Source organism: Serratia sp. Ae19-1, assembly GCF_059801225.1.
Map to the genome: position 1 here is coordinate 425,930 of NZ_JBCHWD010000005.1, position 13,905 is coordinate 439,834.

14 protein-coding genes and 1 tRNA gene are annotated in these 13,905 nt (G+C 50.0%); 6 read left to right on the plus strand and 9 right to left on the minus strand.

The features are described 5' to 3' along the window. Positions 1–35: 35 nt before the first annotated feature. Positions 36–827, minus strand: a complete 792-nt coding sequence (locus AAIE04_RS17220; RefSeq protein WP_498577398.1) for a nucleotidyltransferase domain-containing protein — start codon at positions 825–827, stop codon at positions 36–38. Positions 828–1,139: 312 nt separating this feature from the next. Here AAIE04_RS17220 and AAIE04_RS17225 point away from each other — a divergent pair, with 312 nt between their 5' ends. The 3 genes from AAIE04_RS17225 to yjiA all read left to right on the plus strand — a co-directional run bounded on the left by AAIE04_RS17225 (position 1,140) and on the right by yjiA (position 4,726). Continuing rightward, positions 1,140–3,320 carry a carbon starvation CstA family protein gene (locus AAIE04_RS17225; RefSeq protein ID WP_060430817.1) on the plus strand — a complete coding sequence of 727 codons (2,181 nt, stop codon included), beginning with the start codon at positions 1,140–1,142 and terminating at the stop codon, positions 3,318–3,320. Between the two features lie 218 nt (positions 3,321–3,538). Next, on the plus strand, positions 3,539–3,742 hold the full coding sequence (locus AAIE04_RS17230) for a YbdD/YjiX family protein (protein ID WP_004953088.1): 204 nt from the start codon (positions 3,539–3,541) through the stop codon (positions 3,740–3,742). A 21-nt stretch (positions 3,743–3,763) separates the two neighbouring features. Beyond that, the gene (yjiA, locus tag AAIE04_RS17235; protein WP_498577399.1) at positions 3,764–4,726 is read left to right on the plus strand and encodes a GTPase; all 963 of its coding nucleotides are present in this window, start codon (positions 3,764–3,766) and stop codon (positions 4,724–4,726) included. A 41-nt stretch (positions 4,727–4,767) separates the two neighbouring features. On the opposite strand, the gene AAIE04_RS17240 is transcribed toward yjiA, so the two are convergent. From AAIE04_RS17240 to AAIE04_RS17250, 3 genes are read right to left on the minus strand one after another with little or no spacing between them, the layout of a single operon-like run. After that, complete coding sequence (locus tag AAIE04_RS17240) at positions 4,768–5,100, minus strand: contact-dependent growth inhibition system immunity protein (RefSeq protein WP_498577400.1); 333 nt, start codon at positions 5,098–5,100, stop codon at positions 4,768–4,770. Beyond that, positions 5,097–5,384, minus strand: a complete 288-nt coding sequence (locus tag AAIE04_RS17245; RefSeq protein ID WP_197757257.1) for a contact-dependent growth inhibition system immunity protein — start codon at positions 5,382–5,384, stop codon at positions 5,097–5,099. The genes AAIE04_RS17240 and AAIE04_RS17245 overlap by 4 nt, the downstream gene beginning before the upstream one ends. A gap of 4 nt (positions 5,385–5,388) precedes the next feature. Then, positions 5,389–6,216 carry an RNase A-like domain-containing protein gene (locus tag AAIE04_RS17250; RefSeq protein WP_498577401.1) on the minus strand — a complete coding sequence of 276 codons (828 nt, stop codon included), beginning with the start codon at positions 6,214–6,216 and terminating at the stop codon, positions 5,389–5,391. 515 nt (positions 6,217–6,731) lie between these two features. Between AAIE04_RS17250 and AAIE04_RS17255 the strand changes: the two genes are divergently transcribed. Next, entirely contained in the window at positions 6,732–7,043 is a 312-nt protein-coding gene (locus AAIE04_RS17255; RefSeq protein WP_309530845.1) for a hypothetical protein, read from the plus strand. Positions 7,044–7,272: 229 nt separating this feature from the next. Beyond that, positions 7,273–7,965, plus strand: a complete 693-nt coding sequence (locus tag AAIE04_RS17260) for an HNH endonuclease (protein ID WP_498577402.1) — start codon at positions 7,273–7,275, stop codon at positions 7,963–7,965. 1 nt (position 7,966) lies between these two features. Here AAIE04_RS17260 and AAIE04_RS17265 read toward each other — a convergent pair whose 3' ends face one another. After that, complete coding sequence (locus tag AAIE04_RS17265; protein ID WP_498577403.1) at positions 7,967–8,428, minus strand: very short patch repair endonuclease; 462 nt, start codon at positions 8,426–8,428, stop codon at positions 7,967–7,969. A 53-nt stretch (positions 8,429–8,481) separates the two neighbouring features. After that, on the minus strand, positions 8,482–9,390 hold the full coding sequence (locus tag AAIE04_RS17270) for a NaeI family type II restriction endonuclease (protein ID WP_498577404.1): 909 nt from the start codon (positions 9,388–9,390) through the stop codon (positions 8,482–8,484). A gap of 244 nt (positions 9,391–9,634) precedes the next feature. Between AAIE04_RS17270 and AAIE04_RS17275 the strand changes: the two genes are divergently transcribed. Continuing rightward, positions 9,635–10,717, plus strand: coding sequence for a DNA cytosine methyltransferase (locus tag AAIE04_RS17275; protein ID WP_498577405.1), 1,083 nt, complete (start codon positions 9,635–9,637; stop codon positions 10,715–10,717). A 135-nt stretch (positions 10,718–10,852) separates the two neighbouring features. On the opposite strand, the gene AAIE04_RS17280 is transcribed toward AAIE04_RS17275, so the two are convergent. The 3 genes from AAIE04_RS17280 to AAIE04_RS17290 form a co-directional block, all read right to left on the minus strand. Next, positions 10,853–11,269 carry a putative T6SS immunity periplasmic lipoprotein gene (locus AAIE04_RS17280; RefSeq protein WP_498577408.1) on the minus strand — a complete coding sequence of 139 codons (417 nt, stop codon included), beginning with the start codon at positions 11,267–11,269 and terminating at the stop codon, positions 10,853–10,855. 691 nt (positions 11,270–11,960) lie between these two features. Next, positions 11,961–12,045: transfer RNA gene (locus AAIE04_RS17285), tRNA-Leu, on the minus strand. Positions 12,046–13,104: 1,059 nt separating this feature from the next. Continuing rightward, positions 13,105–13,824: a helix-turn-helix transcriptional regulator gene (locus AAIE04_RS17290; RefSeq protein ID WP_498577406.1), complete on the minus strand. Its 720-nt coding sequence runs from the start codon at positions 13,822–13,824 to the stop codon at positions 13,105–13,107. Between the last annotated feature and the right edge of the window lie 81 nt (positions 13,825–13,905).

A 13,905-nucleotide genomic window follows, 5' to 3' on the forward strand; every position in this document is an offset into this window, starting at 1 on the left:
TTCTGTGCCACCCTCATCGGCAACCCGCACGACCATTACGCCATGACGGTTTTATAAAGCAATTCGTCGAGCGAGAAATCACTGCGCGCGCAGCTATCAGGTAATTCAGCCGGTTGTTCATGAACCTTAAGCGTTTGCAGAATAAACGCGTGTATCAGCTCCCTACGGGGACCGTATTCTGCTTCTCCAGCTCTTTTCTTGGCCGCCAACAAGGCATGAATTTCCGCTAACAACAATGGATCGCTCACCGTTCCAGCCAGCAGGTGATCGAAACGCATTGGCGGCACCCCTTTTCCCGCTTCTATCCAAAGGACGGCCAGCAATGGCCGCAGAACGTAGAAATATTTTTTTAGGCGCACTTCCTCGCCTTGCAAGTAGCCGCGGAAATTTTTACGCGCCATGGAAAGATAATGCCAGCGTGCTCGCGTTGCGGAAAACCACTCAGGTACGACGCCTTTCAGCGCCTCTACACTTTCAGCATCCTGCCGATAAACCACCGGTGAATCCAGCCATTCGATCAACGTCGGGTTAGCTCGCTTTAACAGGCCGAGCGACTTGCGCCATTCCCACCCACAGACGTCGAGCTCATCATCTATCGGCAGTTCGATCACGTCACGCTGCGTCTCAACGCGCAAATACCATTCAGGCCGATGCACATACAAGAAACGCACGTCGTAATCACTGTCCGGCGAAGCGAATCCCCATCCACGGCTTCCGGACTCGCAGGCATATAACACCCTTACGTCATATCGCGCTTCTATTTCACGCAACACCTTTTTTATTTTGACGCGCATTTCACTGCTGACGCCTTCTGTTTGTTCTTCCATGTCTTTATCCTTTTCCATACGTTGCCTAACGCAGGGTATATACGATTCTCACCCGACACAACTGCGCCGCTATATTCAAAACATGATGAAACCAGCCGCCAACCGCTCACCCCGCCAATCCAACCGTTCACCCGGCGAATCTGACCGCTGAGCGAAATACGCCTGTCTTCCCCCCTTACCCCCGGCGATGATGAGCTGTTCCTAAACCCGCCTTACCTCGGGAAAGACGCTACGGCTCGCCGCGCTACTCTGATATCTCTTACAAGCGGATGAGTTCATTCATATTTTGCAGATTGGAATTAAGGATACCTCATGAAACGAGAGGGGATTTTAAAGCACATTCCGTGGATGCTGCTGGGGATACTCGGCGCAGCCTGCCTAGGCGTGGTGGCGCTGCGCCGCGGCGAACACATCAGCGCGCTGTGGATCGTCGTCGCTTCGGTGGCGGTGTATCTGGTGGCCTACCGCTACTACAGCCTGTACATCGCCACCAAGGTGATGAAGCTGGACGCCGGCCGCGCCACGCCGGCGGTGGTCAACAACGACGGCCTGAACTACGTGCCGACCAACAAGAACGTGCTGTTCGGCCACCACTTCGCCGCCATCGCCGGCGCTGGGCCGCTGGTGGGGCCGGTGCTGGCCGCGCAGGTCGGCTACCTGCCCGGCACGCTGTGGCTGCTGGGCGGCGTGGTGTTGGCGGGGGCGGTGCAGGACTTTATGGTGCTGTTCATCTCCTCGCGCCGCAACGGCGCCTCGCTCGGTGAGATCATCAAAAAAGAGATGGGGCCAATACCGGGCACCATCGCGCTGTTCGGCTGCTTCCTGATCATGATCATCATCCTGGCGGTGCTGGCGCTGATCGTGGTGAAAGCGCTGGCGGAAAGCCCGTGGGGCGTGTTCACCGTCTGCTCCACCGTGCCGATCGCGCTGTTTATGGGCATCTACATGCGCTATCTGCGCCCCGGCCGCGTGGGTGAAGTGTCAGTCATCGGCATCGTGCTGCTGGTGGCCGCCATCTGGTTCGGCGGCGTGGTGGCGCACGACCCGTACTGGGGCCCGGCGCTGACCTTTAAAGACACCACCATCACCTTCACGCTGATCGGCTACGCGTTCGTCTCCGCCCTGCTGCCGGTGTGGCTGATCCTGGCGCCGCGCGACTACCTGGCCACCTTCCTGAAAATCGGCGTGATCGTCGGGCTGGCGATCGGCATCGTGATCCTCAACCCTGAGCTGAAAATGCCGGCGGTGACCCAGTTCGTCGACGGCACCGGCCCGGTGTGGAAAGGCACCCTGTTCCCGTTCCTGTTCATTACCATCGCCTGCGGCGCGGTATCCGGCTTCCATGCGTTGATCGCCTCCGGCACCACGCCGAAGCTGCTGGCCAATGAGACCGACGCGCGCTTTATCGGCTACGGCGCGATGCTAATGGAGTCCTTCGTCGCCATCATGGCGCTGGTGGCGGCGTCCATCATCGAGCCGGGCCTGTACTTCGCCATGAACACCCCGCCGGCGGCGCTGGGCATCACCATGCCGGATCTGCACCGCCTGGGCACCGAAGACGCGCCGATGATCATGGCTTCGCTGAAGGACGTGACCGTGCACGCGGCGGCGGCGGTCAGCTCCTGGGGCTTCGTCATCAGCCCGGAACAGATCCTGCAGACCGCCACCGACATCGGCGAACCTTCAGTGCTGAACCGCGCCGGCGGCGCGCCAACGCTGGCGGTGGGCATCGCCCACGTGTTCCACCAGATCATTCCGGGCGCCAACATGGGCTTCTGGTACCACTTCGGCATTCTGTTCGAGGCGCTGTTCATCCTGACCGCGCTGGACGCCGGCACCCGCTCCGGCCGCTTCATGCTGCAGGATCTGCTGGGTAACTTCGTGCCGTTCCTGAAGAAAACCGACTCGCTGGTGGCCGGCATCGTCGGCACTGCCGGCTGCGTCGGGCTGTGGGGTTACCTGCTGTACCAAGGCGTAGTCGATCCGCTCGGCGGCGTGAAGAGCCTGTGGCCGCTGTTCGGCATCTCCAACCAGATGCTGGCCGCCGTGGCGCTGGTGCTGGGCACCGTGGTGCTGATTAAGATGAAGCGCACCCAATACATCTGGGTGACCGTGCTGCCGGCGGTGTGGCTGCTGATCTGCACCACCTACGCGCTGGGCCTGAAGCTGTTCAGCGACAACCCACAGCTGGAAGGCTTCTTCTTCCTGGCCGGCGAATACAAGCGCAAGATCGCCGAAGGCGGCGCCGAGCTGAGCGCCCAGCAGATCGCCAACATGAACCACATCGTGGTGAACAACTACACCAACGCCGGGCTGAGCATTCTGTTCCTGCTGGTGGTGTACAGCATCATCTTCTACGGGGTGAAAACCGCGATGGCAGCGCACAAGAACCCGAAACGCACCGACCAGGAAACGCCTTACGTGCCGGTGCCGCAGGCCGCGCCCGCCGACGGCGTAACTGAGGGGGAGGTCAAAGTTTCGACCCAGCATTGATGTGATTTAACGGATACCCTGCATAATAAACGTTAAGTAGTACCCAAAGCCGCACGGCCTGCGTATCGCAAGATGCCAGGCGTGCGGCGCGATGCAATCGAGATACCCGGGGCGACCCGGAGGTGGGGCATCCCTGCGGGAACCCCATCCCCCGGCTTCCCCTAATATCAGGCTAAAGCAAGCGCTGTAGTGATGCAGGGTAGAGTTGGAGAAGGCTTATGTTCGGAAATCTCGGCCAGGCGGGGAAGTACCTCGGGCAGGCGGCGCGCATGTTGGTGGGCGTGCCTGACTACGATACCTACGTCCAGCACATGAAAGACAACCACCCGGACAAGCCGGTGATGACCTATAAAGAATTTTTCCGCGAGCGCCAGCAAGCGCGCTACGGCGGCGACGGCAAAGGCGGCATGCGCTGCTGTTAACCCGCAGTCACAAGGACCCGTATGAAACCCATCGCAGTCACCATCCTGACCGGCTTTTTGGGCGCCGGCAAAACCACCCTGCTGCGCCACATCCTGAACGCCGAACACGGCTATAAAATCGCGGTCATCGAAAACGAGTTCGGCGAAGTGCCGATCGACGACGCGCTGATCGGCGATCGCGCCAGCCGCATCACCACGTTGAGCAACGGCTGCATCTGCTGCAGCAAGTCCAACGAACTGGCAGACGCGCTGCTGGATCTGCTGGACGGCGTCGACAGCGGCCAGCTGGCGTTCGACCGGCTGATCATCGAATGCACCGGCATGGCCGATCCCGGCCCGATTACCCAGACCTTTTTCTCGCACGAGATCCTGTGCGAGCGCTTCCTGCTGGACGGCATCATCACCCTGGTGGACGCGGCGCACGCCGAGCAGCAGCTGAGCCAGTTCAGCATCGCCCAGGCGCAGGTGGGCTATGCCGACCGCATCCTGTTGACCAAAACCGACGTGGCGCCGGACTGCGAAGCGCTGATCCAGCGGCTGCAGCGGATGAACGCCCGCGCGCCGGTCTACCAGGTGACGCACGGCGATATCGATCTGAGCGTGCTGTTCGACATCGAAGGCTTTACGCTGAACGACAAACTGAACCTGACGCCGCCCGCCCCGCTGTTCCGCCGCATTCCGCAGCCGCAGAGCGACATCCGCTCGATCGTGGTGACGCTAGAGCGGCCACTGCCGCTGATGCAAATCTCCGACGTGATGGAAGGCCTGCTGCTGGAATACGCCGACAACCTGCTGCGCTACAAAGGCATACTGTCGATCGAAGACGAGCCGCGCCGCCTGCTGTTCCAGGGCGTGCAGCGGCTGTATAACGCCGACTGGGATCGAGAGTGGCTGCCTGGTGAGGAACGCCGGAGTACCTTGGTATTTATTGGTATAGATCTGCCGGAGGAGGAGATTCGGGGAAGGATTGGGGGGTTGGGGTAAACGGGGTTGGGATATGGGAGCCTGTGGGTGGGCTCCAACTCCTACGCTCGCTTAAGCTGCTCCAGCTTGTGTTCTGCTTTCCATCGCAGCATGGCAAAGAACGCTACCGCTGTAGTGCCCCAGCTCTCCGGCATAAACTCATCTGAAAAATGCTCCGCCATGCCCTCGTTTATACGCCCCGCATAGGTGGCCTGAAATTTTTTGGTTTCCTCGAGGATATCGCGGATGACCTGACTGCCGTTTTGCTCAAGGAAGCCGTCAATTACACCCTCGGCCGTTTCGGCATCAGTAAACAGATCATAATCCTGACCGAAGTAAATACTGAATAAGCTACTGAGCTCGCTGAAGTGATTGCGTATCACGATGGTGCTCAAAGCGCTTTCACTGCAGCGCTTCTGGCCTGTTGCAGGAGTGCGGAAACCGTGGTTCCCCATAGCTCCGGGCTGAAGGTAAACCCGAAACGTTGGTTGAATAAGGACTCCACATTATCCTGTGCCAGTAGCTCATCTATCTCATTGACCAAAGCCTCGCGCTGCTGATGATTCGCCAGACGAATGTACTCTGCTATCAGCGCAGTAATATCGCCCTCTGCATTTATCAAGTCATAATCTTGGCCAAAATAAACGACGATCAGATTATCAAGTTCGCTGGTTTTCATCGGCTTATCTCGCAGGGAAGGCGCTAAGGATAAAGTAAGGTTTGCCATTATAGCGGGTAAATTCAATCACGACGCCAACCCGATGACATTGATAGACGTCAGTGCTGCCGCGTAACACGCCATAGCCTACTGATTCTGTGAAATTGTGATACACGCTCAAACGGCTGCCGGGAGACGCGTACTTCATCCAATTCACAATATCTGCACGGTTCGCCTTTACCGTGACAGATACATACTTTTCGGCCTCCTTTACCGATCTGAAGGTACTTGCCGCGATCAGTTTCGGGCGCCTGGCTAGCCTGGCAATAAGCGCTTCCGGAGCTATGTTTATATGCCGAGCCAATGTGTGCCCGCCCGGATATTTACCGCTAACGGACTCGTGCTCAATCAGCTTAACCCGCCCCATGCGCACGGATGCGGCTCTGGCTGCGCCAACCGCTCCGGCAAAGACAAAAGGCACGGCAATATCGACCGTTAAACCGACGTTATAGGCCGTTTCCCGATCGGCACCCAGTGTTTGCGCCAATAAAACGGCAGACTGATAAGTGTCAGTCGTCGTTGGCTGCCCGGTAATCATCTGATTGGAAGCGGCCTTGATGCTGTCCAGGCTATGCGTTCCCACCACCACGCACCCGACCTTGGTGATAAACGTCGGATCCGGCGCATAACACAACACCCCTGCCCCCATCAGCTCAACGACACCACCGGCAAGCCCCAAACCGCCAAGCAGACGGTTACTGAGCGTTTCGCCTTCAGTGACGCTTTCATCAGACAGTACCGCCGCAAGCTGCACCGGCGACAGGGCAATACGCAACTCATCTTCATTCGCCATGTTCGTTCATCCGTGAATTAGCAAAGCCGTATGATTAACATAAGCTTTAGAAAGGATAAATACTGGAACGGTTAACACTTCGTAGCGCGAATAGAGGATTACTGAACATAACATTCATTTAGATAATAGAATACCATGAATTATATTCACTATATATAGACAACATTACAAATATAAAAGAGCACCATAAATAACTGCGATCTGTATTCCAATGCTGAAAGCAAATAAACTGTAATTCTATACAGCTTATTTTTTCCTTTTCCTGATAACGTTATAGTTTTTCCGCTGCGGCAAAATCCGCAGCCGGAGTTAGCGTTCCGAATCCCCCAACCCTGTTCGAATATGGTATAAATTCGAGCATGCCGATGCGCACCCAAACAATGGTGGCTCGGGCGGTGCTTCCTCCGGGGAGGCCGGTATCCGTTGGGGCCGGTACGCTAACGCCGTTCGAGCTACCACCCGAGTTTAGCGTCTCTTCTGGTAGCGGTATTTCTCTCCAAATGGAAATAGCCGATATGGAAAACACAAACTTACCCAACGCTTCTGAAACCATCCCCAACACCCTTCCCCTCTATCGCCAACTGTTTAACCACCTTGAGCTTAGCGCTTTCAATCCCTCAGAACTTTTAGACTTAGCAGCACTCTCTGCCGAACAGGCGGAAGGGCTGTGCTACGGCCTGATGCTGTTTGGCCAGTTACTGCAAAAGCACCCACAGCTGGATGCCGAAGGCTGGGAGCAGCTGAATCGCTATCTCAACGCCACAGCGCATCTGGTTCCTGCGCTGTGTAACCTTTATGGGCGAGCGTTGCGGGAGATGGAAGGCTAGCAGCAACGGAAGAACAAGAAACTCTCTGATACCAAAGGGTGATGTAAATCAATCACCCTTGATATGTCTTTAAAAAACAACATGATAATAAAAAACATGTGAAAATTTCGGCTCAGTAACTTTCAGCGCGAAGTTAAAAAATATAAGAGATATCAATTAGCATGATATAAAAATTGCAATTCATAATAATATTCATAAAATGAATATCATTTGATGACATGATGAATGTATGATGGCTAGCGAGAAATACACTTGGGGTGAAGAAGATTTAGAAGCATCAGTACTAGCATATATAGAAATGAAGCGAAAATCCGAATCTAATGAAAAATTTTCCAAGTTATCATATTATAAAAAACTCGGTGAGAAATTTGGCCGCTCGCCAAAATCTTTCGAGTACAGAATGCAGAATATTTCCTATGCATATCACACTCTTGGTAGGGAGTGGTTAAAGGGATTAAAGCCTGCATCTCATGTTGGCACCAACAAATTACAACAACTTATTGATTTAATTTTTATCCACGATAAAGAAACTTTTGAAGAAGAAAATAAAAAATTTGAAATTCAAGTAGAAAAAATTCTAGAAAAAGGTATATCCACTCAACCCGATGGAACAAAAAAACCAATTAGAACCATAAGACAAATTATTACCATTGCTCGAGACCCAAAAATAAAAGCCTATATACTTCAAGAAGCCAAAGGTATTTGCGAAGTTTGCGAAAAGTCCGGACCTTTTCCAGATAGCAAAGATAGACCATATTTGGAAGTTCACCACCTAAAACCTTTAGCTAAGGGAGGGTCAGATACAGTAGGTAATACAGTTGCAGTATGTCCTAACTGCCATAGAGAGCTACATTATTCCAGGGATAAAATGACCGTACTTGAAGAGATATACAAAAAAATAAATAGACTGATAAAAGAATAAATTATGCCGCCCCTTTGCCTGATATCTCGAGTAAAGGGCCTCCATTTTTTATCCAAGAACTAACCAATTCAAGTATGACATCTTCCTCAAGTCTTACTTTCCCCTGAATTGCGCATTTCCATATAATCATAACACGCCATCCCATTTCTCTTAGTTTATCCTGAACCTCAAGATCTCTTTTCCTATTATTGCAAAGTTTTACCTCCCACCATTCTCGGTTTTCTTTCGGCCACTGAAAAAAATGACAATTATGCAAATGCCAAAAACAGCCATTGACGAAAATTACACATTTATATTTTGGAAGAACGACATCAGGTTTTCCAGGTAATTTATGGAAATTTACACGATAACGGAATCCACGAGCATGAAGACGTAACCTCAGCCACATTTCAATTTCAGTGCCTTTTATTTTAACCAAGGCCATTCTATTCCCGCGAACAGCATTATTTTCCTTCTTACCCATATATCCATACTCTCGCAATTATTAATGGAATGGGATGGCAATATTTTACCTATTCAGTAAGATTTAGGCCCTTGACATACACCATCACTTTCATTTGCTACACGCCAAAAATCATTATCTATTTTACATATCCCATTAGGATCTTTAACTATTCTCACTGATATTACCTGACCCTTTTCAATTTTTGGTAATCCTAACTCTCTACAAATTCTTGGATGTTCATTTTGATGCCCTAAAATAACAATCCCTTCTTCAGCAAGATAAGATCTAGCACCTCCATTTGCACGCACTCTTTTCATTGGGTCATCTTTCGCAGAAGCAACTGTAGCTATAGTTTCCCGCTCTATAACTTTACCGGTGTAGATCCTAAATAACTCGTTAAGTCTTTGCTGCCCAGATGACGCTCCCATGATTCTTTCTCGAGTTACGGGATCCATCAAAAACAATTGATTAATAGGTATTTTGACATTATCATATACCCATACTATTTTTCCTCGTGAAGAAGCACTAATGGTTTTCTTTCCATCCTGATTCGCACCTTCATTCAAAATTTCACTACTTGCACGTACAACCCCCAAACTAGCAGTGCCTTTCTCGTCATCTGCCTTAATCAAAATACAAATATGATTAATAGCCTCTTTAGGTATGTTCCACCCCCATCCATTCCCTGTGTACTTACAATCAACCTCAATGCCATCGATTTTATAATCCATTATATTTCCACGATCAAGAGAAAATGCAGAGCGTAACAATATCTCAACTTTAGTACCCAGATAGGTTTTCTCAGTCTTTTCTAACTGATTATAAGCATAGCGGGCAGTTCTTGGTCCATCAATAACTTCATCAAAAGACTTTCTTATTACTTCTATAAACTTCTCACAACCGCCAGTTACATTTTTAAAATAAGATATAACTTTATTTATATCTAGATCAGAAATATATTCTAGAGATGAATTATTCATATATCCTCACATCTTTATGAATCAAATATATGAATTATCTCTCTAACTTACATAAAAATAAAGTATTATTAATCAGTTAAAAAAATCCTGCCACTTGCATGTAGGATGAATGCCTAAGTTAATCCCCCCTCCCCCAATGAGCATGATATGTATATTTAAACAGTATAAAGTGCTTTAGATCTCCCTCTTGAAACGTTAGAATGCACGCATGTTCATCAACAAAGTTGGCAGGTTGCGTCTAAACATGGCTTATAAAGTTATCGATCTATTCTGTGGGGCTGGAGGCCTAAGTGCAGGCTTCATGTTCGGCGAAAATCATCCTGATTTTGAAGGAGTTTTGGCTATTGATAACAACCAACATGCATGTGATACCTACAACGCGAATTTTCCAGGCAACCATTGCATTGCGGTAAACATTGAGGAATGGCTGTCTCAGCAAGACTCGATACCTCAGGCTGATATCGTTATCGGCGGGCCTCCTTGCCAAGGATTCAGCCTGTTGAATAAAAAACGAGAAGGTGACCATCGCCGTGCATTGTGGGAACCCTATATGGACATCGTTGCATCCTCCGGCGCCAAGATGTTTATCATGGAAAATGTGCCCGGATTGCTGAAGAGTGATGAATTTTTGGACATTCAGGCCCGTGCCAAAGAAATGGATTTTCACTTAGTTTACGATGTCTTGAACACAGCAGACTATGGCGTCCCTCAGACAAGACGTAGAGCTATAGTCATTGGGTACAACTTACAGCATTTTTCCATAGATTCGCTTCCTGAATTTCCACCGGCCAAAACGCATGTGAGCCCTCAGCAAGCTACCCAAAATACAGACTTACCTACTTGGCAAGATGTCAAATCTGTTATCGCCGATCTTGATGATCCTGAAGGCGTTGAAATTAGAAATATTTCAGCTCCTTATGATCTACACTTTGGCCGAACTCCAACAGAAGTTAGTTTACGTAGATACAAGTCAGTACCACCAGGTGGTAACCGATTTGATCTTATGAAAAATGCACCAGAAATTACACCACAATGTTGGATAAACAAGCCAAGCGGTGGTACAGATTTATTTGGGCGTTTATGGTGGGATCGCCCATCAGTAACAATACGAACTGAGTTTTTTAAACCGGAAAAAGGACGTTATCTGCACCCAGAAAAACATCGTCCTATTACCCACCGGGAAGCAGCAAGGATTATGACATTCCCAGATACCTTCAAGTTTTGTGGCACAAAAATTGAGGTTGCAAAACAAATCGGCAACGCGGTTCCTGTAAAATTCGCGCGGAAAATTGCCGAATATGTATATACAACCTTAAAAACTATTTAACACTCTCTTGCTATGATGAAAATCATAGCAAGAAGTATCCAGATCTATAATATAAAACACAGATAATTTAGTTGGATATTATATCCATACTGTTTTCCCAACAACATTTTTTCCAACAAACTATCCACTAAAAAATTAATTCGATTTCAACATAACCTCTTCACCCCGTTTCCATACGAAAAAGCTGGCCTCATAAGGATGTAAAGGCGTACTGGCAATAATACTGTATCCTTTACCGGGAATAAAATCATACTCATCGATGCCAGGAACACACTTCCCAGGCTCCAACGCGACAGGCGTGTTTGCATATGATTGTTCATAGACATAATTATCATTGCCATACTTCCATATGGCTACCTTGAGAATGGACTCTTCTCTTTCCATGTCATTCCTATCGACAAAAACGCAGATCTTGCTGCCTACAGCCGTTGCTTTTGCCGAGCGTAAATTGGCTTTATCCCCCATAGGGCAACCCGAGATAAAAAGATAAAGAAGAAGGAAGAAATATTTTCTCGTAGCGGCAGCCCTGCGCTTCTGATAATGGGATGAAATTGTGACAATGTCCTTATGTCCACTGTCCCGATGAGTTTCCTGTTTGGCAAGCGGAAGAAGGTATTCGCTCCATATCTCTTTAGAATGAAATAGTCCGCAATTATCGATACTTGCTGTTCCATGCTGTAGTGGCGTAGTAAAGGTTGATCAAGCCGATATTGATAACTTACCGCCCAACTGAGAAGCCCACGGGTACGAACCCACATGCCTCTTTGATACTGCCAGACATGTGCTATCTCGTGGATAAACGGGTGTTGTGCCAAATGATGTACCGTAAAATCAGGTCGGTATAAAGCCTTACGAAAGCACAACTCCCATTCGGGCTCATCACCGTGTACCGATTCTGCAGCCCAAAGACAGGTAGCTGTCGAAGTGAACCAACACGCTCTGATAGAAAATGGTGCTGCCAAACGCTGAACGCGCCAGGTTGACTTCGCCCGGCGTTAACGCCCGCGTGATCCCTTCCTGTTGCGGCTCTATCCTGGAATTCCATGATCCGAAAGAGCTCAATGAACCGCTATTTTATACTTTAATATCAATCTGATAGGTCTTACCACAGCATCAGGAAGATCTGGTTTTTACGGGGATGAGAAATACGTCAATACAGTAAAGTTGGCAGGTAATTGCGGCGGGCAGATTACAGACACAAAAAAACCACCTCTCGGTGGCCTCTTGTTCGCGCGGTACTTAATGGTGCCGAAGGCCGGACTCGAACCGGCACGTATCTCTACGGTTGATTTTGAATCAACTGCGTCTACCGATTTCGCCACTTCGGCACTGAAGTAGTATGCGGAAAACGGGTGAATTATACCTTCCCGCGACCAGCACGCAACACTTATCCGTTGTTCAATGAGTTAAGTGTCGAAAAAACCGCCGCAACGCGCGTTTGTCCACCCCGCCTTCCCGCTGCGCGCCCTTCCCAACCCTGTTGATGATGAGCATCAGGCTATTGCAACGAGCATCCAGGATCAGGCGCCACACTCACGTAATACCATCCGATTCCAGATTCCAACGTCGTTGCACAGAACAATGATGGCTCCTGTGCCGAACGTCATTCACTCCCACGAGCCAGAACCGCTCACCGCGCTAACGAAACAAGTTCAGGAACCCGCCACGCGCCAGCCTCCCTCCTCATAGCCACCAGCCCCTATCAAAAATAAAATAATCCCCAGCCGTAATGACAACGCTGCAAATAATTGCATAACAATGTGTCAGCCAATAAAGAATGAGTTTGCGCAACATTCCAGGAACAATATTTTTTCATTGTTGAATATCAGGCGGGAAATAAAAAATCGAAACGGGGCTATAAAAAGACAGAGGTTATTCACGTTGGATGGGCTTTATCTGAAATCACCAGAAAATAGCGTACATACATAACAAAATGGCTAGTTAATGCCTAAAAACCAGCTGAGATCGCTTGCCTCTGCGGAGTTAATAGCTTTAAGATGGTGCAAGAAAATTTTCCCTGGTGTTGGCCAATATTGGCAACCTGGCCCTACGCGGTCAGGTTTTTTTTTGTATTTTTTATCAAAACATTACCGGGAAAGTGTATCGCCTCAAGGGGTGAGAAACTAGTTAGACTAAAGTACAGTCCCTTACTAGACCTTTATAAGTTCAGTGCGGTGATTATTTCATATTGCAGATTTCGGGGCCACCGATACGCTATTGCGGCCTTCACGTTAATCGCCACGGCGCCAAATCAATACCGGTTAACGCTTGTCATTTCCTGAATCGAAAGATGCTGTTCGCTAGCCGATACTTTTTACCTCTAGACGTCTCCCGACTTATTTAGCTTTGCGCTGCCGCCAGCGCAGTATTCACGGGGAGCTAGCAGCCTATCCATCCACCGGCTTAATCAGCCGCAGCTCCATCCCTAGGCGCACAGCATGTCGGGCATTCGTTACCCCCAGCTTTTTGACAATGTTGGACATATGAAACTTGATGGTGCCGGTCTTTATGCCCAGGATCATCGCCGTTTCCTGGTAGGTTTTACCCACGCTGGCCCAATAAAGGATCTCGTTTTCCCTGTCGGTAAAGCGGGCGTTTCTCTCCAGCGCTGCGGCGTTTTTTGCTGACAGTGGTGACAGCGCCAGGTACGACTCATGGATTGAGGCCAGCAATACCGAAATATCGCCTTTACGCTCGGTGAGCGCCTGGATGGCTGCCATTTTCTGTTCCGCGCTGAAGGCAAAGGAAAGCGTGACGAGATTGTCGTTGTAATCGTGCAGCACGAAGGTATAGCCGTGCGTCACGCCAAACTTGCGGGCCTGCTCGAACAGTTCGGGAAAGTGCAGCCCTGCGTCGGCCATGATTTGCTCGTCCCAGGCGAACGGGGTCAGGCGGTTGCGGGCGGTAAGCACCACCGGATCAATGTACTGCAATCCCTGCTCTTGATACTTTTTTACCCATTCACTCGGGTAGTTGGTGACGCCAAAGATGCAGGCAATGTCTTTTTTGGATAACACCACATATGCCCACAAGAGATCGCCCAACTCCCCAAGTGCCGCTTCCAGGCGCTTGCCGATAATGTTGCTGAGGTTATATTCGTCTTCCATTGTCTGCCTGCTCCCTCTCCCTGCATTACCACTGAAGTGACTATAACACGACAAAAACCGCAGGCGGGGGCATTCCGCCCC